This window comes from Aureisphaera sp., assembly GCF_059726885.1.
The window spans coordinates 941,544-967,264 of sequence record NZ_AP041051.1 but is presented as its reverse complement, the minus strand read 5'-3'; the positions used below and the strand labels follow the sequence as shown (position 1 = coordinate 967,264).

Below are 25,721 nucleotides of genomic sequence, written 5' to 3'. Positions count from 1 at the left end.
TGCATGCATAACATATCTATTAAATTTACTAAAAAATTGAGAATGTGATAATTTTTCATTCATAAATTTTTCAAATTCTCAATAGAAACCTTAAAACCTGATTTTTTATGCTAAGAACTAAGAATCATATATAAGCCCGCGGCCAAAGCGCCTCCCAAAATAGGGGCGATAATGGGTATCCAAGAATAACCCCAGTCGGATTGTTTGTTTTTAAATGGTAGAATGGAGTAAACGATTCTTGGACCTAAATCCCGTGCAGGATTTATAGCATATCCCGTGGTTCCTCCCAGCGAAAGGCCAATAGCCCAAACAATGAGAGCCACTGGAAGCGCTCCTAAAGAACCTAAACCAATAATGGCAGTTTCTCCCGAAGCTGATGTGAACTCAGGTCCGGCAATATAAAATACGGCAAGTAATAGCACAAAAGTCCCAATGACCTCCGAAAAGAAGTTAGAAGCAGTATTCCTGATGGCAGGAGCTGTGCAAAAGGTAGCGGCAATACCACCGGCATCCTCTGTTGCATCGTAGTGTTTTTTGTGGAAAAGCCATACACAAAAGGCACCGAGCATGGCCCCGATCAATTGTCCCAAGATATACATGGGGACCAAGGCCCAATCAAAACTTCCGGCAATCGCCACAGAGATAGTTACGGCTGGATTAATATGCGCACCACTAACGGGACCTGCAATAAGTACAGCTACATAAACAGCCAAGGCCCACCCTGTGGTAATTACAATCCATCCAGAGTTATTTCCCTTGGTTCCTTTCAATACAACGTTGGCAACCACTCCGTTACCCAATAATATAAGAATAAATGTTCCAAGGATTTCTGCTATAAAAGGAGTCATATCATTATGTTTTTATGGTATTATTCAATCCAATTTTTACTTCTTCCTACGGCTTTATGCCATTGGGTAATAAGCGTCGCAACATGTTCGGAGTCTGCAGTTGGTTCAAAGGTTCGATCCTTTGCCCATTGGGCTTGAAGACTTTCTTGGTTCTCCCAATACCCGACGGCCAATCCAGCCAAATAAGCGGCACCCAGTGCTGTACTTTCCAATTGTTTGGGTCGCACCACAGGAAATCCAAATAGATCACTTTGAAACTGTAGCAAAAAATTGTTGGCAGTTGCACCGCCATCTACCCGCAATTCACTTCCCTCTGTGTTGGCATCGGCTTCCATTGCTTTAACAATATCGTATACTTGATAGGCAATACCTTCGAGCGTGGCCCTGGCAATATGTGCATGCGTGGTTCCTCTCGTTAATCCTACAATGGCACCCCGGGCATAACTATCCCAATAGGGTGCTCCTAACCCGGCAAGGGCAGGTACAAAGTAAACACCGCCATTATCCGCTACACTTGTCGCCAGTACTTCAATTTCCGAAGCATCCTTAATTAATTGTAATCCATCCCGGATCCATTGCACAGCGGCCCCTCCCACAAAAACACTTCCTTCCAGGGCATAATGTACTGTGTCTCCAATTTTCCACGCTATTGTGGTGAGTAAATTGTTCTCCGAGTATACTGGTGATTCACCAGTGTTCATTAGGAGGAAACAACCTGTTCCATAGGTATTCTTAACCATGCCTTTTTGGGTGCATTGCTGACCAAAAAGTGCAGCTTGCTGATCTCCAGCAATCCCTGAAATCGGAATTCTTTTTGAAAATAATCCTTCGTGTGTTTTACCTACTATTTCACTACTGCCCTTAACTTCGGGCAGGATAGCCTTAGGAATATCCAATAATTCAAGCAGTTGGTCATCCCATTCCAATGTATGGATATTGAATAGTAGTGTTCTACTGGCATTACTGGCATCGGTCACATGCACTGTGCCATGGGTCAACTTCCAGATTAACCAACTATCTATGGTTCCAAAACAAAGCTGCCCATTTTTTGCTTTTTCCCTTGCGCCATCTACATGATCCAATATCCATTTCAATTTAGTGCCGGAGAAATAAGCATCTATGACCAAGCCGGTTTTCTTTTTGAAGGTCTCCACATGCCCTGCCTCCCGCAACGAATCACAAAACTTTGCAGTTCTTCTATCTTGCCAAACTATGGCATTGTGGATAGGTTCTCCCGTTTGTCGATCCCAGACTAAGGTGGTTTCCCGCTGATTGGTAATCCCAATTGCTGCAATGTGATCCCCGGTTGTTCCACTTGAAGTGAGTGCCTGCTGAATGGCATTCCATTGCGAATCCCAAATTTCATTGGCATCGTGTTCTACCCATCCCGGCTTCGGGAAAATCTGTTCAAAATCTTGTTGTCCCGTTCCCTTATTTTCACCTTCCTTATTGAAAAGAATGGCTCTAGATGAGGTGGTTCCTTGATCGATAGATAGAATATAAGTGCTCATGCTTCAATTAATTTAGAATATATTTTTTGGCAAGTTCTTCGAATTGATGAATTTGCTCTTCCTGCCAAGATTGGGATTGCTGGAGCTCTGTAGCCATAAGTTCAGCTACTTTTGGAGCTATTTCTACCGCGGCCTTGGCGTCTAATAATAGCAATCTGATTCGACGCGAAAGAAAATCCTCTACGGTTCGGGCCATTTCATTGCGGACAGCCCATACCACTTGTCCGTAAGTGTATGGATACTTACTATGCAATGGCTGTTTATATCTGGAATCCTGGTCTTCTAGTGTTTTATACAATTCGAAATCGGTTCCATAAAAACTGAAAGGATAGGGATTGTAAGTATCATCCAAAGGGTTTCCGTGTATGGCGATACCTTTCGTTTTACAGGGGACAGAGGGTAAATCGAAATTATTGATTGCCGTATCCAGTACATCTTCGGCCATTTTCCTGTAGGTGGTCCATTTTCCTCCCACAATGCTAATAAGATTGTCGTCTAAGATAATCTTATGGCTTCTAGAAACCTCTTTGGTGTTGGTTTCGTCTTTTTTCGGTTTAGCTAACGGACGTAATCCACTAAAAACAGAAAGCACATCGCTTCTTGTGGCTTTTTTGGATAGGTAGGTGTTGATGGTTTCCAAAATAAAGTCGACTTCGGTTTCTAATGGAATGGGCTCTACTTTGGGTTTCTTAATTAGGGTATCGGTCGTTCCAGCAATTACCTTGTCATGCCAAGGAATAATGAAGAGCACCCTTCCGTCTGAAGTCTTCGGAATCATGAGCGCTGTATCGCTATTTAGAAAAGACCGTTCCAACATTAAATGAATACCCTGGCTCGGAATTACCGTTTTCTTATGGCTGGGGTCTTTCATCTTCAGTATTTTATCCGTAAAAATCCCTGTGGCATTAATGACCACCTTTGCCTTTACTTCATAGATTTCCTGGGTTTCAGAATCTGTAACCGATAGACTGCCAATAGTATGTTCAGAAGTGTTATTAAGGGCAGAGACAGGGAAGTAATTGAGCACCGTGGCTCCATGTTCTGCAGCCGTTTGCGCAAGGTTAAGGGCCAATCGTGCATCATCGAACTGACCGTCATAATAGGAAACCCCACTAGTCAGATTCTCCGTGATTAAGGTAGGCAGGGCATTGATAACCGTGTCCTTTTTCAACAGTTTAGAACTTCCTAAGCTGAACTTTTTTGACAGCACATCATATACCTTTAATCCCAAAGTATAGTAAGGTCCTCCCCACCATTTGTAATTAGGGATTATGAATTCCTGTTTTTTGAATAAATGCCCAGCATTTTGTGCCAAAAGGCCACGTTCTTCGAGTGCTTCAGAAACCAATTTCACATTTCCCTGAGCTAGATATCGAACGCCTCCATGTACTAGTTTGGTACTTTTACTACTCGTTCCCTTTGCGAAGTCGTATTTCTCGAAAAGAACTGTTTTTAAACCCCTGGAGGCTGCATCTACAGCGATGCCCAGGCCACTTGCTCCACCACCAATGATCGCAATGTCCCAAGTTTCGGTAGTGGAAAGGTTTCGAATAAATTCCGAACGTGTTGTCAAATTTTTGGTTGGAAAAAATTAGTATAAGTTATAAATCTAGTGAAAAAGTAGGGGATTGCTGAAAATGTTGAAGATCAAAAGTTGGGGCCTGGGGATTCCTGATAAAAATTTTGCCGCATAAATGAATTGTAGATTGTATTTTTGAAGTATGACAGGACTTCCCAGTAAGCTTCAGGACAAAATATTGGAACGTACCAATAATGGGTCGTTACGCCAATTGAATGGTCCAAATGAAAACATTGATTTTTCATCGAATGACTACCTTGGGTTTTCCAAGTCGGAAAGTATTTTTGATCGGGCTGGTGAAATCCTAGTATCTCAAAAGCTTAAACAAAATGGGGCGACAGGATCGCGTTTGCTTTCGGGAAATCATCAACTGTATCAAATCGCTGAAAATCAGATTGCCCATTTTCACAAGTCCGATGCCGCTCTAATTTTTAATAGTGGCTACGATGCCAATGTGGGGGTATTTAGTAGTATACCCCAGCGTGGAGATGTGATACTATTCGATGAGTTGTGTCACGCTTCAATAAGGGATGGAATTCGAATGAGTCATGCAAAGGCCTATAAATATGCACATAATGACTATAAATCCTTGGAATCACTTTGCCAAACAGTTGTGAAGAACCGACTAGGGGGAGGAGAAATCTATATTGTAACGGAATCGGTTTTTTCTATGGATGGAGATTCCCCTGATTTACAAGTTATGGTAGAGCTAGCTAAAAAGTACGGGGCACGTTGTATTGTGGACGAGGCACACGCCCTTGGTATTCTGGGGGAGAAAGGAGAAGGAATGGTGCAAGAGCTCAATTTACAGGACGCATTCTTTGCAAGGATTATAACTTTTGGAAAGGCATTAGGGTGTCATGGTGCCGTAGTCTTGGGAAAACGGGAAGTAATTGATTATCTCATAAATTTTGCGAGGAGTTTTGTGTATACGACGGGTCTTCCCCCTCACACTATTGCAACCGTAAGTGCCGGATATGAACAACTGGCAACAGATAGTAAGATGGTAAAAGAGTTGCATCATAATATTGCAATATTACGTAATGAAATCAAGATGAATAATCTTGACAATCGTTTTATCGCTAGCAATTCGGCCATTCATTCCATGGTGATACCAAGTAACCGAGCTGTAAAGGAATTCGCCGATTTTTTGTGTGGAAAAGGGTTTGATGTAAAACCTATTTTGTCTCCCACCGTGCCAATTGGGGAGGAACGCCTAAGGATTTGTTTGCATAGTTTCAATTCCGAAAATGATATTCGGAAACTTGTACAACATTTGGCTATTTTTGCGGCATGAAAAAAACCTTTGAAACAATAGCAAGATTTACCTATACTTCGGAAGCCCAAGTTATGAGAGGGAGATTGGAGTCGGAAGGGATCCCTGCATTTTTGGTAGATAGCGTTACCATAGATGCCGACCCCTTGGTCAGCAATGCTATTGGAGGGGTAAAGCTGAATGTGTACGTAGGGGATGTAGACAGGGCAATGGAGATTTTGGAAAGCATAAGTGAGTTTTCGACAGATGATGAAGGCAAAGCCATTACCTGCCCTAATTGTGGAAGTAAGAAAGTTCATTTTTTTTCTAATGCCATGGATGCTCCATCCAGTATCCCTTCATTACTTCGTTATTTGTTTACAAAACGATCCAGAAAGGATAGATACGATTATCGTTGCAGCCAGTGCGAACATAAATTTATGTAATCTTGAGACCATCTTATTTTATAACCGGGATCTCTACCGATGTCGGAAAAACGGTAATTTCAGCCATTCTTACAGAAGCCCTGGAAGCCGATTATTGGAAACCCGTGCAAGCGGGAGAACTAGATCGTTCAGATTTGTGTAAAATAAAACGATGGGTTGCCAATACCAAGAGCGTTTTCCATGATAGCGCGTACAACCTAAATACTCCCATGAGTCCTCATGCTGCGGCAGAGATTGATGGTGTAGGGATTTCTATAGCGGATATGCTGCGCCCCAATACCAAAAATACTTTGGTAATTGAAGGGGCAGGAGGTTTGTTGGTTCCGCTCAACGACACGGAAACAGTAGCCGATCTTATATTACCCAGTGATAGGGTAATTGTTGTTTCAAGACATTATTTGGGCAGTATAAACCATACACTTACGACCATTGAATGCCTTAAAGCCAGAAATTTAACGATTGAAGGTATTATTTTTAGTGGGGCAGAACATCCAACCACAGAAGGTATCATTGAAAAATTGGGCGGCGTGCCTATTTTGGGACGAATCGATGAAGAGCCGTATATAGATCGTAATGTTATTAAAGAGTATGCCGAAATGTTTAGGGAAATACTATCCTAATGTAAAAGTCGTTTGAACCAAGAACAAACCACCCTTATGAGCTTATCCCAACGTGACCAAAAACATATTTGGCATCCATTAACACAACACCATAATGCTCCCCAACCCATAGGAATCGTGAAGGCCAAAGGAGTCCATTTTTGGGATGAGGCGGGTAATTCCTATATAGATGGGATTGCCTCATGGTATACTGCCATGTACGGTCATTGCAATGATCATATTATTGCTGCCGTAAGTGAGCAGATGCGGCAGCTGGATTTGGTAGTTTTTACTGGCTTTACCCATGAACCTGCGGTTCAACTTTCCGAAAAATTGATGGCCATTCTGCCTTCCAATCAACAAAAGATCTTTTTCAATGATAATGGTTCTACGGCGGTAGAGGCAGGAATAAAAATGGCCTTGCAATACCATTTCAATAAAGGGCAAAAAAGGGATACCCTAATCGCTTTCGAAAATGGTTTTCACGGTGATACGTTTGGGGCCATGAGTGCTTCCGGGCTTTCTGTTTACAATGGCCCTTTCGAGGATTTCTTTCTGAAAGTTGAGCGTATCCCAACACCGCAGGAGGACAATCTGGACAGTGTTGTGTCACAGTTAAAAAGGCTCATTTCCGAAAATGAATGTGCTGCTTTTGTATATGAGCCATTGGTGCAAGGTGCCGCCGGCATGAAGTTTCATTTGGCAGAAGGATTGGAGAGAATTCTTAGAGTATGTCAGGAACATGATATCCTTTGTGTTGCCGATGAGGTTATGACGGGTTTTGGTAAAACAGGAAAGCATTTTGCATCCCTTCATTTAGAGACACTACCAGACATTATTTGCTTAAGTAAGGCACTTACAGCTGGAATGGCACCTATGAGCATAACCAGTTGTTCACAAAAAGTCTTCGACGCTTTTTTGGATGAAGAGATAGCCAAAGGATTCTTTCACGCCCATACGTATAGTGCTCATCCACTCGGATGTGCGGCAGCTATAGCCGGTATTGATTTACTTACTTCAGAAACCTTTCAGAAAGATATTCTTAGGATTACCCAATCGCATAAAGAGTTTATCGAAGAGGTTAAAACGCACACCAAAGTTAAGAATGCCCGATCCCTTGGGGTTATATTGGCCATCGATCTCGCATTAGAAATGGATCGTTATGGTTCCCTACGAAATGAAATGTACCAATACTTCATGAACCAAGGAATATTCCTTAGGCCATTGGGAAACACGGTATATGTGTTGCCTCCGTATGTGATTTCCAATTCTGAGTTGGAAAAGATCTATGATGCCATATTGGGGATGTTAGAAGCCATTTAGTCCAAAAACTCCTGATCCTCCAATAGATTTATGACTTGGTCTACTTCGTCCAAATACACATTCATGTTACTGTAGGTCCAATTGTCTCCACGACCTCGCCCCTGCACGGTTAAGGTCCCTTCTCCTTTTGGACCTCGAATAGGGATGGTAAAATCGGCTTCACCAAAACCATTAGTGTAGTTTATGCTGCCATTCATCATTCCATGGCTTTCTAGGGGTTCCCCCAAAAATTCAATGACCTGTGGATTTTGGTTCGCCATTTCCATAGCATCTTCATAAGCCTGCGATTCTGTCATCATACTAGTGATCCCAAAGAATAGCGCACCAAAGAATGCAATGAATAGGATAATAGCAACAAGGCATCCTCCTACTGGCACCACCCAAGGCCAATTTCTTCCAAACCAACTTTTTCTTTTTGTAGTTTCCTCCATGTTTTTTCCGTTTTTACGTATTCACAATTTTCAGAACCCTTATTTTTGCTGAAATTACCAAAAAATCTTGCAACATCCCATTTCAATTACTGGTATCGCATCTGTTTCTGCTCTAGGGATGAGTCTCGAGGAAGTGTGGAAATGTTACAAAAACGCATCCCCTGTATTTACTTCCAAGAACATTTCAGGAGAGCGAATCGCTTTGTCAAAGGTTACTCCAACCATAGAAGAAGAACTTGCCCAGTTGAAGCTATCCCATTCTGCCTACAAGAAATTGGATCGTTCCGTCCTATTGGCCATTTTGGCTTCACGAGGTGCGTTTCCAGACCACCTTTCCGATAAGTCTGTAGGGGTTACCATAGGCTCTTCTAGGGGAGCCACCGGATTGTTCGAAAAATACCACGAACAATTTCGGTCTAAGGGAAAAGTATCTGCGTTTTCTTCACCTACCACAACGTTGGGCAATATTTCATCCTGGGTAGGGCAGGACTTAGGTGTTCGTGGAATTCATGTAGGGCATTCGGTTACGTGTTCAACAGCATTGCACGCTTTACTCAATGGTATTGCTTGGCTCCAGGCAGATATGGCAGAGGCCTTTGTGGTGGGCGGAAGTGAAGCGGCACTTACACCGTTTACCTTAGCCCAGATGCAGGCTATGAAACTCTATAGTAATTCAACCGAAGATTTTCCATGTGAATCCCTTCTACTGGATAAGAAGAAGAACACCATGGTGTTGGGAGAGGGAGCAGCTGTCGCTGTGATTGAAAAAGGAGAGATCAAAAATCGAATGGCCACAATTTTGGGATATGGATTTGCTGCAGAAGAAATTGCCCACGGCAGTGCTATAAGTGAGAATGCCGAATGTTTCCAGGAGTCCATGAAGCAGGCACTCGATCGATCCGGCCTAAAACACGTAGACGCCATAATCATGCATGCCCCAGGAACCGTGAAGGGCGATCAGGCCGAATTTAACGCAGTGAAGGAAGTGTTCCGTAACAAATTGCCGCTATTAACGACCAATAAATGGCTTTTGGGACATACCTTCGGAGCTTCAGGTATGATGAGCGTGGAAATGGCCGTACTCATGTTGCAACAAAACGAGTTCATTCCCAATCCCTTTTATTCTAACGATATTCCAATTAAAAAACCCCTGGAACACATTATGGTAAATGCCGTAGGTTTTGGTGGGAATGCGGTGAGCATTATTGTTGGAAAATAGGAAGCCGCTTATTTGTAACGACTTTAAAAAGTCATTATCTTTCAGTACTAACTAAATTAATTTCTATGGGCGATTGGTTTACTGCGTTAAGTACCTTTGAAAAGGTATATTGGATCACAGCCATTGTGGCTTCGGTTATCTTCCTAATCCTTGTAGTTCTTACCTTCATTGGAGGGGAAATTGAAGACACAGGAGATGTAGATGCTGAGATCGATGGAGATTCAGGTATTGGGTTTCAATTTCTTTCCTTTAAAAATTTAATGGGCTTTTTCACCATTTTTGGATGGACGGGAATTGCATGCCTTGAAGAAGGAATGTCTAAGGGAATGACCATTGCAATCTCTGTGGTCTGCGGACTACTAATGATGCTAGCAATGGCAACCCTGTTTTATTACTTGGGGAAATTGACCAGCGATGGTTCCCTAAAGTTGAAAAATGCAAAGAATAAAGTAGGGGAAGTATATCTTACCATTGGTGCTAAGAGATCCCGAATAGGGAAGGTACAAGTGCAAGTACAGGGAACCCTTAGGGAGCTAGATGCGCTTACAGATGAGGACCACGACCTAACACAAGGTGAGGTGGTCACTGTAACACAAGTTACCGACAGCGGAATATTAATTGTAAATAAACACACTAGCTAATATGTTAACACTACCATTACAATTGGAGGGCTTTGCGCCGCTCCTGGCAATTGGATTTGCCATCTTATTTTTCTTCATCATTATTATCACCTTTATAAGAAGGTATAAACGATGTCCCTCAGACCGTATACTAGTTGTCTACGGAAAGGTGGGTAGCGGGAATTCCGCTAAATGTATTCATGGTGGGGCAGCCTTCATCTGGCCCGTGGTTCAGGACTACGAGTTTCTGGATCTTACACCAATATCTATCGAGGTAAATCTAATAAATGCTTTGAGTAAGCAGAATATTAGGGTAAATGTACCTTCCCGATTTACGATTGGGGTCTCTACAGAGCCCGGTGTTATGCAGAATGCTGCTGAACGATTGTTGGGTCTTGGCCAGCAAGAAATTCAGGATTTGGCCATGGAAATTATTTTCGGGCAGTTGCGTTTGGTTGTAGCCTCAATGGATATTGAAGAGATTAATTCCGACAGGGATAAATTCTTGAGCAATATTTCTGCCAGTGTAGAATCTGAATTGAAGAAGGTAGGATTAAAACTCATCAACGTAAATATTACCGATATCGTAGATGAATCTGGTTATATTGAGGCACTTGGTAAGGAAGCTGCAGCGCATGCTATCAATGCCGCTAGAAAATCTGTGGCAGAAAAGAACAGGGATGGTTCCATTGGGGAAGCCAATGCAGTTCAGGATGAACGTACCCAAGTCGCAGCTGCCAATGCGAAAGCTGTAGACGGGGAGAACACTGCAAAAATCGAGGTAGCTAACTCTAATGCGAAACGCCGCCAGAAAGAAGCAGAAGCAGAGCGCGTTGCGATTGCTTCCGAAAAAGTACAGGCGGCAAAAGCATTGGAAGAGTCCTATATCGCCGAAAAAGAAGCAGAAATTACCCGTGCTGAAAGAGAGCGTAGTACGCAACTTGCAGATATCATCGTTCCCGCCGAAATCGACAAGAAGAAGGTGGAAATAGATGCGGAAGCTGAAGCAGAGAAAATAAGAAGACAGGCAAAAGGAGAAGCAGATGCAATCCTTTTCAAGGCGCAGGCCGAAGCTCAGGGTATTTTTGAAGTATTGACGAAGCAAGCAGAAGGGTTGGATAAGATCGTTCAGGCTGCTGGAAATAATTCTCAGGATGCAGCGCTATTATTGATAGCCGATAAGCTGCCAGAATTGGTGAAACTTCAGTCCGAAGCGATCAAAAATATTAAGATCGATAAGGTAACTGTTTGGGAAAACGGAAATTCTAAAAACGGTAAAACGTCCACATCCAATTTCATTTCTGGAATGTACGGTTCGGTGCCACCATTGCAAGAAATGTTCAATATGGCTGGAATGCAACTTCCGGACTATTTGAAAGGCAAAGAAATTCAAGATGCCGAGGATATTTCTGAAGAAGAATAGTATTTTTGTCATATAACAAATCAAAAAACAGGCCTGCAGGTGTTACCTTGCAGGTCTTTTTCAAAGCTTATGAGTGAGATAAAGCACAACTGGACAAAAAAGGAAATCCTAGAAATTTATAACAAACCTATGATGGAGCTGCTCTACGAAGCCGCTTCGGTACATAGAAAATTTCATGATCCCAACACGGTTCAGGTGTCTACCTTACTCTCAATTAAAACGGGAGGTTGTCCCGAGGATTGCGGCTATTGTCCACAGGCTGCCAGGTATCATACAGACATAGAAGGAAACGATTTAATGACGGTTTCCCATGTAAAAGCACAAGCCCTTCGTGCAAAAGCAAGCGGTAGCTCTCGGGTTTGTATGGGTGCTGCTTGGCGGAATGTGAAGGATGGAGAGGAATTTGATCAGGTATTAGAAATGGTGCGTACCATCAACAAACTCGATATGGAGGTATGCTGTACGCTGGGAATGATAACCGAAAACCAAGCAAAACGTCTGGCCGAAGCAGGATTGTATGCTTATAATCATAATTTGGATACTTCAGAAGATTACTATACCGATGTAATTTCTACGCGGGCGTATCAGGACCGATTGGATACCATAGGAAATGTACGTAAGACAAATGTAACGGTTTGTAGTGGCGGAATTATTGGTATGGGCGAGGCTGTCGAAGATCGCGCGGGCATGTTAGTCGCACTTGCTTCTCTAAGTCCTCAGCCGGAAAGTGTGCCAATCAATGCATTGGTGGCGGTAGAAGGAACCCCAATGGAAGATCAGGAACCCGTATCTATTTGGGAAATGATTCGAATGGTGGCTACGACACGTATTACGATGCCGCAAACCCAAGTACGTCTTTCTGCAGGCCGTACCGAAATGAGCCGTGAAGGACAGGCCATGTGTTTCTTTGCTGGTGCTAATTCTATTTTTGCAGGGGATAAGTTGTTGACTACGCCCAATCCCGATGTAAACGAGGATATGGAAATGTTCGAATTATTAGGACTGAACCCTCAGAAACCTTTTGTTAAAAAGGCACAGCCGGAAACAGTAGAAGCTAATGAATCCCAATACCAAGGTATGGGAGAAAAGCCGAGGTGGACCCGTCCAGGCCATACCATAGATCGCAACGAAGCAGCAAAAGCGAAGGCTGCGACCAAATAGTTTCCTTTCCAAAATTTATAGCTCATTAGAGCGACGTACAATTTTTAAGATAATTTTTACGTTCTAGGTACCTGCCAAACATTACCTAATCTTAAAACCTGTACTTATGAAAAAACTGCTCTGGTTGGCAGTGGCTTGTGCGTTTTTGTTTGGCTGCTCCAACGATGATGACTCCAACAATACCAATAATAACTGTTCTAAAGCAGAAAACCTTTCCATAGACCAAGTAAATAGTAATTCGGCATTCTTTAGTTGGGATACAGGCGGAGAATCTGCATTCGAATTTGAATATGGGCCTAATGGATTTTCATTGGGAACCGGTCAAGTAGTTCAGACTTCGCAGAATGAGTTTCTTATTGAAGGCTTAGAGCCTTCTACCACATATGAAGTATTCCTTCGCTCCAATTGTGGTAGTGATGGTTTTAGCGATTACATTTCCGCTCTTTTTCAAACACTGGAAACCGTAGACCTTTGTAATACTCCAACTAATTTGGCGTTGGTTACAGTGAGTGAAACGACCATAGAATTGACATGGGATGAAAACAATGAAACCGATTGGCAAGTTGAGTTCGGGACCATTGGGTATATCCCTGGTACAGGAACCGCTCAGAACTCCAGTGTTCCCAATTATGAAATCACAGGGTTGCTTCCCGGAACCACATATGAAATCTACGTTCGTGCCGATTGCGGCACCGATGGATTTAGCGAATACAGCCAGCAGTTGGTGGTAACGACAGATGGCAATTAACTAGCTATCGATTTTGCCATGTGCCCGAGCGCAGTGGAATCCGCTATGGTTCCCTGCGCTTTTTTGTTGAAGGAATTTTGCAAGTCATTTTCGTAAAGTTTTGTAATTTGCCCTACATTTCATTATGCAGTTACAAGAAATAGATAGGGTATCTTCCATCACCAAGGAAGAATTCATAAAAGATTATTTTAAACCGCAAAAGCCTGTCATCATAGAGAATTTTGTGAATGACTGGCCTGCCATACAAAAGTGGAATTTGGATTATATGGCACAAGTAGCAGGCGATAAGATAGTTCCTTTATATGATGATCGCCCTGTTCGACATGATGAGGGATTCAACCAAGCACATGCAGAAATGAAGATGAGCGAATATGTGGAATTGTTGAAAAAAGAACCCACTCGCTATCGTATTTTCCTTTGGAATATATTGAAAGAGGTGCCCGAATTGCAAAAGGATTTCTCCTATCCCGATTTTGGATTGAAATTGATGAAAGGTCTTCCTATGTTGTTTTTTGGAGGGGAAGATAGCTATACTTTCATGCACTACGACATTGATCTGGCCAATATATTCCATTTTCATTTTCAGGGAAGGAAACAAGTCATCCTGTTCGATCAGAAACAGAATGATTACCTCTATAAAATACCCCATTCCTTAATTGTTCGGGAGGACATCAATTTTGCGAATCCCGATTACAACAAATGGCCGGCTTTAAAAAAGGCTGAAGGATTCGTTGGGCATTTGGAACATGGTCATGTACTGTATATGCCAGAGGGTTATTGGCATTATATGCGATACCTAACCCCTGGATTTTCCATGAGCTTACGGGCCATAGCCAGAAACCCGAAAAACTTGGGTCGCGCGGTCTATAATATTTTCTGGATGCGCCATTTCGATAATATGATGCGAAGGTGGAAAGGCCAGGCTTGGATAGATACCAAGAATGAAAAAGCGATTGCCCGAACGCATAAAAATTTAGGGATTTCCTAAATATCTGCGACTACCTTTTTACAGTTTCACAAACTTTTTGGTGGCCATGCCCTTATCCGTTTGTATGGACATAAAATATACGCCCGGGCTCAGGGAAGACACACCCAATGAAGTAGTCCCTTCCTTTTTAAGGACCCGTGCCCCTTGTACATTGTAGATGGAAATTTCCTTAATGGAGATTCCCTGCAATACTTCCAAGGATAGTTCATTTCGCACGGGATTGGGATAAAGGCCAATGTTTTTTTCCAAAAACCCTGCTACGCCCAGTTCGCAATCGTCGGTAATGAGCGGGTCGTTCTCAATGATCCAGTTGTCGTAGGGAGGGTCGGTACCCGCGATCACGGCGGCGGGATCGTCCACCTGTACGCATTGTAAATTAGGGACACCCTCTATTCGTAAAAAACTGATATTACCGTTGTTTCCGTTGCTTAGGTTAACGGCAATTAAGTCATCCATAAAATCCAATCTAAACGAACTTCCAATATTTGTGTTATTGGAAAAATCTAAGTGAGTGATTTGAGTTCCGCTAATTGAAATGATCTCCAAAAGCGTATTGTTGCTAAGGTCCAGTTCGGAAAGATTGCTCGGATATTCCGTTGTGTCCAGATTTAGATTAATTCGTTCAAGATTTAGATTATTATGTAAATCTAAGTCTTCTAATGTTATAAGATCAAGAGAAAGACGTTTTAAACTTTGGTTTTCGGACAGGTTCAGGGTGGTTATATTCAATTTTAACAAATCCAGAACTTCCAGGGACGCAAAATCCTGTATCCCTGTCAAATCCTGGGTGCCGTTTTCTAGGATGATCAGGGAGGTTTCATCGGCAATGTCTGCCGTTAGTACCTGCCCATTCACCTCGCCGTCGGTATCCATTCCAGCCGCAATTAAATGACTTTCAAATTGTGGATCGGGTATCAGGGTGATCTGGGCCTGTAAGGGTAAGCCCATGGCCCCAATGATCAGGGACTGCCAAAGCGTTCTTGCATTTACCATAAATATCGGGTTACAGTTTCACAAACTTTTTGGTAGCCATGCCCTTATCTGTTTGTATGGACATAAAATATACGCCCGGGCTCAGGGAAGATACACCCAATGAGGAAGTCCCTTCCTTTTTAAGGACCTGGGACCCCTGTACATTGTAGATGGAAATTTCCTTAATAGAGATTCCCTGCGATACTTCCAAGGATAGTTCACTTCGCACGGGATTGGGATAAAGGCCAATGTTTTTTCCCAAAAACCCTGCTACGCCCAGTTCGCAATCGTCGGTAATGAGCGGGTCGTTCTCTATGATCCAGTTGTCGTAGGGAGGGTCGGTACCCGCCATCACGGCGGCGGGATCGTCTACCTGTACGCACTGCAAGTTGGGAACATCCTCTATTCGTAAAAAACTGATATTACCGTTGTTTCCATTGTTAAGGTTTACATGGGTAAGGGTTTCGGAATCTCCTAAATTAACATTCCTAAGGTTTGGACTGTTGGAAAGGTCGATTACAATAAAACTATCACCGATACTTACCTCTTCCAGAAGAACATTTTGGCTCAAATCTATTTCTGAGATATTACCCGGATAAGTGTCCGAGGGAGAACTTAATGAAAGAATGAGTTCAACTAGATTAGTGTTCTGGGTTAGGTCTAGGGAATCAAGGCTTAGGTCATCAAGTGAAAGGCGTCTTAAATTGGTGTTCTGAGATAAATCTAAATTCGATATATCCATTTTCCATAGATCCAGTACCTCAAGTGCTTCAAAATCCTGTATCCCCGTCATGTCCTGTATACCAAAGCACAGTATGCCCAATGAGGTTTCATCGGCAATGTCTGCCGTTAGTACCTGTCCATTTATTTCTCCATCTGTATCAATACCAGCCACCACCAAAAAATTCTCGAAGGCCGAATCCGGGATTAAGGTGATCTGGGCCTGTAAGGGTAAGCCCATGACCCCAATGATCAGGAACTGCCAAAGCGTTCTTGCATTTACCATAAAAAATCGGGTTACAGTTTCACAAACTTTTTGGTGGCCATGCCCTTATCCGTTTGTATGGACATAAAATATACGCCCGGGCTCAGGGAAGACACACCCAATGAAGTAGTGCCTTCCTTTCTAAGGACCCGTGACCCTTGTACATTGTAGATGGAAATTTCCTTAATGAAGATTCCCTGCAATACTTCCAAGGATAGTTCACTTCGCACGGGATTGGGATAAAGGCCAATGTTTTTTTCCAAAAACCCTGCTACGCCCAGTTCGCAATCGTCGGTAATGAGCGGGTCGTTCTCAATGATCCAGTTGTCGTAGGGCGTGTCGGTACCCGCGATCACGGCGGCGGGATCGTCCACCTGTACGCATTGTAAATTGGGATTGCTTTGAACCCTTAAAAAAAAGATATTACTATTGTTGCCATTTTTTAAGTCTAAATAATTCATAAAACTTAAATTGCTTAATCGGACCTCTGAGAGATTAGTATTATTGACTAAACTCAAATGACTAATTTTTGTTCCATTAATTAAAATGTCTTCCAAGTCACTATTATTGCTTAAGTCTAATTCCGATACATCGCTTGGATATTGCGCTGTGTCTAGATTTAAAGAAATTTCTTGTAGATTCAAATTATTACTTACATTAAGATTTTCCAATGTAATGTTATCCAGCGATAGGTCCCTTAGATTGCTGTTTTGGGAAAGGTCAAGATTAGTAATGTTCAGTTTTAGGAGATTGAGAAGCTCTAGGGACGCAAAATCCTCTATCCCTGTCAAATCCTGGGTACCGTTTTCTAGGATGATCAGGGAGGTTTCATCGGCAATATCGGCCGTTAATACCTGCCCATTCACCTCGCCGTCGGTATCCATTCCTGCGGCAATTAAATGGCTTTCAAATTGGGGGTCGGGTATAAAGGTAATTTGGGCGGTTAGGGGGGCAAAAGTCCCCAAAAAGCACCAAATCCATAAAGCATTCCTGCCAAGTCTTAATTGCTGTAAAATCATTAGAACTCGTTTCATCTCTTCTAAGTTACTCATTTTCTTTTAAAATATTTACTTCGTCAATGGTGCCGTCTGCCTTGTTTTTCTTAATGTTATAGAGTCCGCTGTCTAAATCGTCCACTAAGGCAGGATTGTTAATTTGGGTAGAATCCTGTGGGACTATGGTAACATTGGTATTAAAGACCCCATCGTTAAACAGGGTAATGGTCCCGCCAATAATGGGCGGGGTAAACCAATTGTCCCAACACCGCCGTACGGTCTGTGGGTCGCCCAGCATTTCTGGCACCTCTGCTATGCTAATGGCCGAATGGTTGGGGTGTGCAATGCGGCTGTAGTCGGTTTCGTCGGGGAAGATGGTCAACAGGCTGGTATTGGTATAGGAAAAATTGGTGTCCTCATAGTCCGTAGGCTGTGGGCATTCGCATTCGCAGGCCACAAAGCGGTAGGTAAACCCAGGCTGGAACAGGGGAGGCTCATTGCCCAGATAGGGAAAGTAGGGCGCGTAAAACCCTGCATAGGGCTCGTACAAGGTGGAGATGTCGTGGTTCTCAATTTTGGTAATGGTGGGATGGTCGTTCAATACATCTATATGCAATCGCATCCGTACTACTTGTCCGGGGGTGAACTGGCTTTGGCAGGGCCAGCTATAAGACATAAAATTGGTTACCTCGGGTTCGTAATCTGCATAGGGCCTACCCGTTTCATCGGTGGCCGTGGTATTGGTATAGAGACAGGTATTACTGTCGAAATCGACGTCCCCTTGCATCCCTTCTGGGGTGGCAAAGGTATCTATGATATAATCTCCCTTGTTATGTGCATTGTAGTCCGGATCATTGGGGTCCCGTGTTACATTCTCACAGGAATTGTCATCGGCACCACAATAAAACGTATGCTGTAGGTTAAAGAAATGCCCCACTTCATGAGTTAATAAGATGGGAGAAGGATAGGTGGTTGAATATAAAGAATGGTCTGTGACTATAATTCCAAAGAGTCCATCATTTTGATCATCCTGATAAGCTCCTGAGAACAGAAGGTCGTCAATAGAATACATATTTATGGTGCCAGTTTTATAATTAGAACTCTGTTCCAAATAATTTATGAATTCTCCCGGAGTTGGATTGCCCGTGGGCATGTCTGGATCGGTATTGATAACTCTAAAATTACTGGCATTGACCTGGCTCTTACCATCAAACTTAAAAAAGATGTTAAAGGCATTAAAGTCCTTGTTAAGGTTAGCCACCACCCCCAGCATTTGCTCCAGGCTAAGGGCATCCGGGTTATCGCCGTTATCGAATGCCACATCCCAAAAGTGGATCTTAAGTACATAGGGTTCTGCAGTGGCAAAGGACTCCATGGTTACGTTTTGGTTTTGGGTGGCAAAAATACCCTCAAAATAAGGGTCTATGTCCACAACAGTGTTACATAGGTCATTTTGGGCCTGCGCCAGTTGTATGCAAAGCATAGTCATGGCCCCAACGAAGAGATTCCATCTTTTCATAATAGATTGTTTTAAAATTTCGCAAATAGAAATTGGGACGCCGAGGCGTCGATTAAAGGGAAGTACTCTAAATGTAGGAGAAATTTTTTAAAAAATGGCAGGTTTGGCCCTGCTATTTTTGGTGTTTGCGGCTATGTGCTTGATTACCAATCATAAAAAAGGGTAAGAACATGTGAAAACACATCCTTACCCAAATACTAAGCTGGTTTGCTATCAATCTGCTAATTACCAAATCACCTACGGTGATAAACCGAAAGCTTGTTTAAAGATAGGTAAGAATGAGCTTGTTAAGTAAGGGAAAACCCCCAAAATTTCTAAGGTTAATCCGTGTATTTCAGGCTTAAATGAAGGAAACTCACGATAGTTCGGCTACCTTTTCCCAAATTAGGGAAGATTCCCAGCCACGGTACAATAAATAATCCACTAGTTTTTTCCTTTTCCGTTGTTGGGATGTTTCACCTTCCAATTGCACCCATCGTTTTTCGGCAAGTTCATGAAAGCTCGTTAGGTATTCCGAATCCTCTATTTCCTTTAGTGCCAGTGTAATGTTGTATTGGGAAATGTTCCGCAGTTTCAATTCGCGAACAATGCGATTCTTCCCCCATTTTTTAACCCGAAATTTTCCCCTTGCAAAGGATTGGGCAAATCGCGTTTCATTTAAATAGTTTTCGGTGATAAGATCATGAACGATGAGGTCTATGGCATCTTGTATCATGCGCATTTCCTTTAGCTTGGCAATTACCTCCTTATGACATCGATCCTGATAGGCACAATAGCGCTCCAGCCTTTTTTTGGCTTCTGTTACGGTATATGTCTTTTGTCCTTGCACCTAGCTAAGATATTTACTTTTACGACATTCTATGCCGGCTTTGGATAGACTTCTTTCTTTGCTCTTGTGGACGTTTGGGGTAAAGGATAATGTAACTATTTGATATGCATAGCGGTAAGGTGATAATTATCATTGTTTCCTGGTTTTGTTGAAAGTAACTTTTCATAAAGTTTGAAGGGACTTTGTCTTAAAACCTATAAAACACTAATGCTACAATTATGGAACTAAAAAAGAACCCAAGTGTCGACCTAAGTCGTTGGAGCAACGTTTTCTTTCTAGTCGGATTTGCGACTATGCTATTTATTTCATGGAGAATGTTGGAATGGAAGTCTGTGGATAGAGGTACTGTAAGCGATAACATAGAGGTAGTGCAAAATGATTTGGAGCTAGATGTTCCTATTACCCAACAGGTAACGCCGCCACCTCCGCCACCTCCACCGCCCATGGCAGCGATGCCACAAATTATTAATGTAGTAGAAAACACTGAGGATGTAGAGGAATCGGTTTTTGAGTCTTCCGAGGCTGACCAGAACCAAGAAATCGTCGAGATTGAAAGTATCGAGGAAGTAGAAGAGGAGGAGGAAATCCCCTTTGTGCCTTTTGCTGTTATTGAGGATGTACCCATATATCCAGGCTGCGAATCGCTACCTTCCAATGAAGAGAAAAAGAAATGCTTGGCAGATAATGTAATGGCTTTCGTTCAGAAGAAATTCAATACCGACCTGGCTAATGAATTGGGACTGGAAGGACGCCAACGCATAAGTGTACAGTTTAAGATAGACCGTCATGGACAAGTGATTAACGTTCGTGCTAGGGCACCACATCCACGTTTGGAACAAGAAGCGGTCGCTGTGGTTGGCTCTTTGCCTAAGATGATACCAGGGAAACAGCGTGGAAAGCCAGTAGGGGTCTTATATGCACTACCTATACTTTTTCAGGTAGAAGTAAGTAATTAGTATATATCACAAAAAAACCCTCTGTAACATTACGTTACAGAGGGTTTGGTATTTTATAGTCCAAGGTACTTAGAACCGAGGTCTATTTAATCTCGTTACCATCTTTATCATGAAAGTGATACTCGAGGTATGTGTAAGCATCTCTAGGTAAAATTTTGACCCATTTTTTGTGCTCCATGAACCATTTGGTTCGCACAGATGGAAAGCCCTTTGTTAAAAAGGCTGCTATAAAAGGATGTGTGTTTAGTGTCAACTTTTTATAGTCTTTCTTGAAGATTCGTTTTAACTCCTCTTCCATTTTTTGCACCAATACGATCGGAGCTTCCACTTCGCCGCCTTCTCCATTATTTGGATTTTCTTCGCGGGTCTTAATGTTCACTTCGGGACGTACCCGTTGGCGCGTAATTTGAACCAAGCCAAATTTACTTGGGGGAAGAATCTTGTGCTTCGCTTTGTCGTCTTTCATTTCGTCCCTGAGAAAGTTGTAAAGTGCTTTTCGGTTTTCGGGTTTCCCCATATCGATAAAGTCTATGACAATAATTCCACCCATATCGCGAAGCCTTAGCTGTCTAGCTACTTCGCTGGCCGCAATCATATTAACTTCTAATGCGGTTTCTTCTTGGGTTTTAGACTTATTGCTTCTGTTACCACTATTTACATCTATCACATGAAGTGCTTCGGTGTGTTCTATAACCAAATAAGCACCTTTTGCTCCAGAGACGGTTTTACCAAAGGAAGTTTTTATTTGTCTTTCGATTCCGAATTTCTCAAAAATGGGAATCCTTGAATCGTAGAGCTTAACAATATTCTCTTTTTTGGGTGCAATTTCTTGCACATAATCTTTTATTTGTACGTAGAGGTTTTCGTCGTCTATATGAATTGCAGAAAACGAATCGTTAAAAACATCCCTAATAATGGATGCCCCTCTGTTTAACTCTCCTAACACCTTTGAAGGGTGGTGCGCTCCCCGTAGCTTTTTGCACATCGCGTTCCAGCGATCTACGAGATTTTGTAAATCTCTATCCAGTTCTGCTACTTTTTTGCCCTCGGCAACAGTTCGTATGATTACGCCAAATCCTTTAGGCTTAATGCTATTAATTAAGCGTTTTAGCCTGTCTTTTTCTTCTCGGGTTTCTATTTTTTGAGAAATAGATACACGATCTGAGAAAGGGACCAATACAATATAGCGTCCGGCTATGGAAAGCTCAGAACTAATACGTGGTCCTTTTGTGGAAATGGGCTCTTTTACGATTTGTACGAGAATGGATTGATTGTTTTTAAGGGCATCATTAATGCCTCCATTTTTATCAATCTCTTTCTCAAATGGGAAATTTTTTAAAGAGTAATCTCTTAATTTACCTGTGCTTACACGTTTTACGAACTTGAGTAAAGAAAGAACTTTAGGTCCTAAATCATGGTAATGCAAAAATGCATCCTTCTCATATCCAACATTTACAAATGCTGCGTTGAGTCCAGGAACCGTTTTCCGTATTTTGGCGATAAACACGTCGCCTACAGAGAACTTGTTGTCTTCCTCTTCTTTATGAAGTTCGACTAGTTTTCCATCTTTTAAAAGGGCAAAATCAACTTCTTGTGAACTGGATCTAATGAATAATTCGTAGCTCACGTTGCTTGATTTTTATCCCGCACCCATATTTGGGTTCCGGAATGGATTAAACAATATTTTATCACAGGAATTTTAAAGTCCGAATGGTATCGGACCGGGTAAAACCTGTAGAAATCAAAGCTTTTGGCCTTAATTTCGTTGTCAAAGAACGATTAATAAGTTAGTTTCCTAAAAGAAAAAAGTAGTTAAAAACTACTTCTTCTTGTGGCGGTTAGCGCGACGTCTTTTCTTGCGCTTGTGCGTTGCAACCTTATGTCTTTTTCGTTTTTTACCGCTTGGCATATTGATTTTTTTATGGAAGTCCCACAAGGTTGTGGGACCGTATTGTTATTACTTTACTTCAACGTTAGTCTTAACTCCTTCCACAAATACTTTAGCAGGTTTGAATGCAGGGATGTTGTGTGCAGGAATTTTAATTGTTGTGTTCTTCGAAATATTTCTTCCGGTTTTTTCAGCTCTTTTCTTGATGATGAAGCTTCCAAATCCACGTAGATATACGTTGTCTCCGCTTTCAAGAGAATTTTTTACCTCGTTCATAAAGGATTCAACTGTAGCTTGAACGTCTCCTTTTTCCATTCCTAATTTTTCCGAGATCCTCGCTACGATATCTGCTTTTGTCATTCTGTTAAGTTTAAATTAATAAATAAGTGCAATCAAATTGGGTCGTTTTTCAAGACGGCAAATATAAACATTTTACTTTCAAATAATCAAATCGTAATTGGTTAAATTATAAATAGATAACACTTACATTTACCAGATGCCAAAAAATACGACTTTTTTCGCTAAAAAACTCATTTTGTGGTATTTACAAAATGGGAGAAATCTACCGTGGCGGGAAACCAAAGATCCCTATTACATTTGGCTCTCCGAAATTATCCTGCAGCAGACCCGCGTGGCACAGGGGATGCCATATTATCTAAACTTTATCGAAACGTTTCCAACGGTTTTCCAATTGGCCGAAGCTCCCGAAGAAAAAGTGCTAAAACTATGGCAAGGTTTGGGGTATTATTCCCGTGCCAGAAATTTGCATTTTTCGGCCAAATGGGTGGTGGATAAATACCAAGGGGTTTTCCCAGATACCTATAAAGAATTACTTTCCCTCAAAGGCGTAGGGGATTATACCGCAAGTGCGATTGCCTCTATATGCTTTAATAGACCCACGGCAGTGGTAGATGGCAATGTGTACAGGGTCCTTTCTAGGGTATTCGGAATAGATACACCAATAAATAGTACACAGGGGGTGAAGGAATTTAAAGAACTCGCCCAGTTGCTCATAGATACTTCCCAGCCGGGAACGCATAACCAGGCGATAATGGAATTTGGTGCGCGTCATTGCGTACCCCAGAATCCAGATTGTGCCAATTGTATTTTTAGTTCTAACTGTTCGGCCTATTCCAGTAATAGGGTGACAGGGTTGCCAGTAAAAATTAGAAAGAATAAAATAAAAACGCACTACTATAATTATATTATTCCCCTAAAGGGTCGGTCCACATTTTTAGAGCAGCGAAAGGGGAAAGGAATTTGGCAAAACCTTTACCAATTCCCTTTAATAGAAAGTCCAGCTATGGTAGATGCTAAGGAGCTCAAGATGTTGTCGGGGTATGAGCTCTTGTTCCAAAAGTTTGAGATAAAGGACATGACACTATATAATCACGAGGTCATCGTGCATAAACTATCTCATAAGCACCTGCACACGAGGTTTTGGATTGCTGAAGTTGAGACGTTGGAAAATGGCATTGAATTTAACAACCTTGAAAATTATCCCGTACCTATACTCATCGGAAATTTCATCCAAGCATTTGAAGCATTCAATTGATAAAAAAACGTATATTTATTTTTACAAAACATACTTTTGCATAAACCTATTTTTATATTAAAATCATGAGCGGAACATTGAACAAAGTCATGCTAATTGGGCACACGGGAGATGAAGTGAAAATGACTTATTTTGAAGGAGGAGGTTGTATCGGTAGATTCCCTCTGGCAACCAACGAAACCTACACCAATAGAACCACAGGAGAACGAATTAATAATACGGAGTGGCATAATATCGTGGTGCGAAACAAGGGAGCAGAAATCTGTGAAAAGTACCTTAAAAAAGGGGATAAAGTGTATATAGAGGGTAGGATTAAAACCCGAAAGTGGCAGGATGAACAAGGTAATGACCGCTACAGCACAGAGATTCAGTGTACCGATTTTACCTTCCTTACCCCAAAGAATGAAAGTAGTATGATGGGCGGAGCCAATCCTGCACAAGGATCTGTACAAGCTGCCAAACCCGCTGCCCCAGCACCATCCCAGCAACCGGCAAATCCGGTTCAGGAACCCATAGGGGAAGAGGATGACGATTTGCCATTCTAATGTTTAACAAAATCCACAAAATTGGATCCAGAACCTCCTAGTCTACTTTATATTTCCTTACTGAGCCTTCCTCAGATTACAGGCATCGTTTTCTTATTTGTGTTACTTATATGTTCGGCACTTATTTCGGGTGCTGAAGTGGCGTTTTTCTCACTAACCCCTGCCGATTTCGATACTAAAGAAGGGAAACCTTCCAGGCGTCTGGAGTTAGTTGAGAAGTTGTTATCCAAACCCAAGAAACTGCTTGCCACCATTTTGGTTGCCAATAACCTTATCAATATTGCCATTGTATTGTTATTTGCGACCTTGTTCGAACCTTATTTTGAAAGTATTGCCAATGAATATCTTAAATTTGGTCTTAAGATCATAGGGGTCACCTTTTTAATACTTTTATTTGGTGAGATACTACCTAAAATATATGCTAGCAGAAACAAGATTTCTTTCTCTACCTTCATGGCATACCCCATTAATGTATTGAGTACTTTGTTCAGTCCATTGAGCAATCCCATGAGATCTATTACCCTGTTTATGGAGGATCGCTTTGGAAAGCGAAAATCCAATATAAGTGTAGATCAATTATCGCAGGCATTGGAGCTTACTTCGGAAGAAGATACTACGCAAGAAGAACAAAAAATATTACAAGGGATTGTCACTTTTGGAAACACTGATACCAAGAATGTGATGCGGCCAAGGATAGATATTTTTGCTTTGAGCGAAGAATCCCCTTATACCGAAATTATGCCAGAGATTATCGCAAAAGGCTATTCGCGTATTCCTGTCTTCAAGGAAAGCATAGATCATATTACAGGAGTACTATACGTAAAGGATTTACTTCCTCATTTAGACAGAAAACAATTCGATTGGGTGTCACTGAAACGGGAGCCTTATTTTGTTCCAGAGAACAAAAAGCTGGATGATTTGCTCAATGAATTCAAAGATCGTAAAATGCATCTGGCAATTGTGGTCGATGAATATGGGGGCACTAGCGGATTGATTTCCCTAGAAGACATAATTGAAGAGATCGTAGGTGAAATTAGTGATGAATTCGATGATGATGACCTAGAATTTTCAAAGCTCGATGACACAACTTACGTGTTTGAGGGCAAAACTCCAATAAAGGACTTTTATCGAGCCATAAAACTGGAAGATAGTGAGCCTTTCGAAACCGTAAAAGGGGAGGCCGAAACCTTAGCGGGATTCTTGTTGGAGATTTCTAAAGGATTTCCAAAAAAGAAGGAGGTAATAACCTTCCACAATTATTCGTTTACGGTAGAAGCTTTCGAGAACAAGCGAATCAAAAGAATTAAGTTGTCCATAAATCCATAA

Annotated in this window: 25 protein-coding genes; 14 read left to right on the top strand and 11 right to left on the bottom strand. The window is 41.9% G+C overall.

The features are described from left to right. Positions 1 to 110 precede the first annotated feature (110 nt). The 3 genes from AC6JAD_RS04515 to AC6JAD_RS04505 are packed head-to-tail and all read right to left on the bottom strand — an operon-like array spanning position 111 to position 3,932. The gene (locus tag AC6JAD_RS04515; protein ID WP_461302331.1) at positions 111 to 848 is read right to left on the bottom strand and encodes an MIP/aquaporin family protein; all 738 of its coding nucleotides are present in this window, start codon (positions 846 to 848) and stop codon (positions 111 to 113) included. A 20-nt stretch (positions 849 to 868) separates the two neighbouring features. Beyond that, the gene (gene glpK / locus AC6JAD_RS04510; protein WP_461302332.1) at positions 869 to 2,359 is read right to left on the bottom strand and encodes a glycerol kinase GlpK; all 1,491 of its coding nucleotides are present in this window, start codon (positions 2,357 to 2,359) and stop codon (positions 869 to 871) included. Positions 2,360 to 2,366: 7 nt separating this feature from the next. After that, positions 2,367 to 3,932 (bottom strand): glycerol-3-phosphate dehydrogenase/oxidase, encoded by a 1,566-nt coding sequence (locus AC6JAD_RS04505; RefSeq protein WP_461302333.1) that lies wholly within the window; start codon positions 3,930 to 3,932, stop codon positions 2,367 to 2,369. Positions 3,933 to 4,080: 148 nt separating this feature from the next. Between AC6JAD_RS04505 and AC6JAD_RS04500 the strand changes: the two genes are divergently transcribed. From AC6JAD_RS04500 to bioA, 4 genes are read left to right on the top strand one after another with little or no spacing between them, the layout of a single operon-like run. After that, positions 4,081 to 5,235 (top strand): aminotransferase class I/II-fold pyridoxal phosphate-dependent enzyme, encoded by a 1,155-nt coding sequence (locus AC6JAD_RS04500; RefSeq protein ID WP_461302334.1) that lies wholly within the window; start codon positions 4,081 to 4,083, stop codon positions 5,233 to 5,235. Continuing rightward, a complete protein-coding gene (locus AC6JAD_RS04495; RefSeq protein ID WP_461302335.1) occupies positions 5,232 to 5,639 on the top strand; it encodes a putative signal transducing protein in 408 nt (135 codons plus the stop codon). The genes AC6JAD_RS04500 and AC6JAD_RS04495 overlap by 4 nt, the downstream gene beginning before the upstream one ends. Positions 5,640 to 5,641: 2 nt before the next feature. Then, positions 5,642 to 6,259 (top strand): dethiobiotin synthase, encoded by a 618-nt coding sequence (gene bioD / locus AC6JAD_RS04490; RefSeq protein WP_461302336.1) that lies wholly within the window; start codon positions 5,642 to 5,644, stop codon positions 6,257 to 6,259. Between the two features lie 36 nt (positions 6,260 to 6,295). Continuing rightward, positions 6,296 to 7,561 (top strand): adenosylmethionine--8-amino-7-oxononanoate transaminase, encoded by a 1,266-nt coding sequence (gene bioA, locus AC6JAD_RS04485; protein WP_461302337.1) that lies wholly within the window; start codon positions 6,296 to 6,298, stop codon positions 7,559 to 7,561. Here the strand turns inward: bioA and AC6JAD_RS04480 are convergent. Continuing rightward, positions 7,558 to 7,992, bottom strand: a complete 435-nt coding sequence (locus tag AC6JAD_RS04480) for a cytochrome c oxidase assembly factor Coa1 family protein (protein WP_461302338.1) — start codon at positions 7,990 to 7,992, stop codon at positions 7,558 to 7,560. The genes bioA and AC6JAD_RS04480 overlap by 4 nt on opposite strands. 67 nt (positions 7,993 to 8,059) lie before the next feature. On the opposite strand from AC6JAD_RS04480, the gene AC6JAD_RS04475 reads away from it, so the two are divergent. The 6 genes from AC6JAD_RS04475 (at position 8,060) to AC6JAD_RS04450 (ending at position 14,151) form a co-directional block, all read left to right on the top strand. Further along, the gene (locus tag AC6JAD_RS04475) at positions 8,060 to 9,211 is read left to right on the top strand and encodes a beta-ketoacyl synthase N-terminal-like domain-containing protein (RefSeq protein WP_461302339.1); all 1,152 of its coding nucleotides are present in this window, start codon (positions 8,060 to 8,062) and stop codon (positions 9,209 to 9,211) included. 65 nt (positions 9,212 to 9,276) lie between these two features. Next, positions 9,277 to 9,852: a hypothetical protein gene (locus tag AC6JAD_RS04470; RefSeq protein WP_461302340.1), complete on the top strand. Its 576-nt coding sequence runs from the start codon at positions 9,277 to 9,279 to the stop codon at positions 9,850 to 9,852. A 1-nt stretch (position 9,853) separates the two neighbouring features. Continuing rightward, the gene (locus AC6JAD_RS04465) at positions 9,854 to 11,254 is read left to right on the top strand and encodes a flotillin family protein (RefSeq protein WP_461302341.1); all 1,401 of its coding nucleotides are present in this window, start codon (positions 9,854 to 9,856) and stop codon (positions 11,252 to 11,254) included. A 69-nt stretch (positions 11,255 to 11,323) separates the two neighbouring features. Continuing rightward, positions 11,324 to 12,415 (top strand): biotin synthase BioB, encoded by a 1,092-nt coding sequence (gene bioB, locus AC6JAD_RS04460; protein ID WP_461302342.1) that lies wholly within the window; start codon positions 11,324 to 11,326, stop codon positions 12,413 to 12,415. 106 nt (positions 12,416 to 12,521) lie between these two features. Further along, positions 12,522 to 13,163 carry a fibronectin type III domain-containing protein gene (locus AC6JAD_RS04455; RefSeq protein WP_461302343.1) on the top strand — a complete coding sequence of 214 codons (642 nt, stop codon included), beginning with the start codon at positions 12,522 to 12,524 and terminating at the stop codon, positions 13,161 to 13,163. Positions 13,164 to 13,287: 124 nt separating this feature from the next. Beyond that, positions 13,288 to 14,151 carry a cupin-like domain-containing protein gene (locus AC6JAD_RS04450; protein ID WP_461302344.1) on the top strand — a complete coding sequence of 288 codons (864 nt, stop codon included), beginning with the start codon at positions 13,288 to 13,290 and terminating at the stop codon, positions 14,149 to 14,151. 18 nt (positions 14,152 to 14,169) lie between these two features. Here AC6JAD_RS04450 and AC6JAD_RS04445 read toward each other — a convergent pair whose 3' ends face one another. The 5 genes from AC6JAD_RS04445 to AC6JAD_RS04425 form a co-directional block, all read right to left on the bottom strand. Next, positions 14,170 to 15,144: a T9SS type A sorting domain-containing protein gene (locus AC6JAD_RS04445; RefSeq protein WP_461302345.1), complete on the bottom strand. Its 975-nt coding sequence runs from the start codon at positions 15,142 to 15,144 to the stop codon at positions 14,170 to 14,172. 10 nt (positions 15,145 to 15,154) lie between these two features. Then, positions 15,155 to 16,129, bottom strand: coding sequence for a T9SS type A sorting domain-containing protein (locus AC6JAD_RS04440; protein ID WP_461302346.1), 975 nt, complete (start codon positions 16,127 to 16,129; stop codon positions 15,155 to 15,157). An 11-nt stretch (positions 16,130 to 16,140) separates the two neighbouring features. Next, positions 16,141 to 17,142, bottom strand: a complete 1,002-nt coding sequence (locus tag AC6JAD_RS04435; protein WP_461302347.1) for a T9SS type A sorting domain-containing protein — start codon at positions 17,140 to 17,142, stop codon at positions 16,141 to 16,143. Between the two features lie 10 nt (positions 17,143 to 17,152). Next, a complete protein-coding gene (locus AC6JAD_RS04430) occupies positions 17,153 to 18,622 on the bottom strand; it encodes a M43 family zinc metalloprotease (protein WP_461302348.1) in 1,470 nt (489 codons plus the stop codon). A 355-nt stretch (positions 18,623 to 18,977) separates the two neighbouring features. Then, positions 18,978 to 19,451: a regulatory protein RecX gene (locus AC6JAD_RS04425; RefSeq protein WP_461302349.1), complete on the bottom strand. Its 474-nt coding sequence runs from the start codon at positions 19,449 to 19,451 to the stop codon at positions 18,978 to 18,980. A 218-nt stretch (positions 19,452 to 19,669) separates the two neighbouring features. Here AC6JAD_RS04425 and AC6JAD_RS04420 point away from each other — a divergent pair, with 218 nt between their 5' ends. After that, positions 19,670 to 20,407: an energy transducer TonB gene (locus AC6JAD_RS04420; protein ID WP_461302350.1), complete on the top strand. Its 738-nt coding sequence runs from the start codon at positions 19,670 to 19,672 to the stop codon at positions 20,405 to 20,407. A gap of 82 nt (positions 20,408 to 20,489) precedes the next feature. On the opposite strand, the gene AC6JAD_RS04415 is transcribed toward AC6JAD_RS04420, so the two are convergent. After that, complete coding sequence (locus tag AC6JAD_RS04415) at positions 20,490 to 22,034, bottom strand: Rne/Rng family ribonuclease (RefSeq protein WP_461302351.1); 1,545 nt, start codon at positions 22,032 to 22,034, stop codon at positions 20,490 to 20,492. Positions 22,035 to 22,364: 330 nt separating this feature from the next. Continuing rightward, positions 22,365 to 22,655: an HU family DNA-binding protein gene (locus AC6JAD_RS04410; protein ID WP_461302352.1), complete on the bottom strand. Its 291-nt coding sequence runs from the start codon at positions 22,653 to 22,655 to the stop codon at positions 22,365 to 22,367. Positions 22,656 to 22,791: 136 nt separating this feature from the next. Here AC6JAD_RS04410 and mutY point away from each other — a divergent pair, with 136 nt between their 5' ends. The 3 genes from mutY to AC6JAD_RS04395 all read left to right on the top strand — a co-directional run bounded on the left by mutY (position 22,792) and on the right by AC6JAD_RS04395 (position 25,721). Continuing rightward, positions 22,792 to 23,850 (top strand): A/G-specific adenine glycosylase, encoded by a 1,059-nt coding sequence (gene mutY, locus AC6JAD_RS04405; RefSeq protein WP_461302353.1) that lies wholly within the window; start codon positions 22,792 to 22,794, stop codon positions 23,848 to 23,850. 65 nt (positions 23,851 to 23,915) lie between these two features. Next, positions 23,916 to 24,395, top strand: coding sequence for a single-stranded DNA-binding protein (locus AC6JAD_RS04400; protein WP_461302354.1), 480 nt, complete (start codon positions 23,916 to 23,918; stop codon positions 24,393 to 24,395). A 21-nt stretch (positions 24,396 to 24,416) separates the two neighbouring features. Then, positions 24,417 to 25,721: a gliding motility-associated protein GldE gene (locus tag AC6JAD_RS04395; protein WP_461302355.1), complete on the top strand. Its 1,305-nt coding sequence runs from the start codon at positions 24,417 to 24,419 to the stop codon at positions 25,719 to 25,721.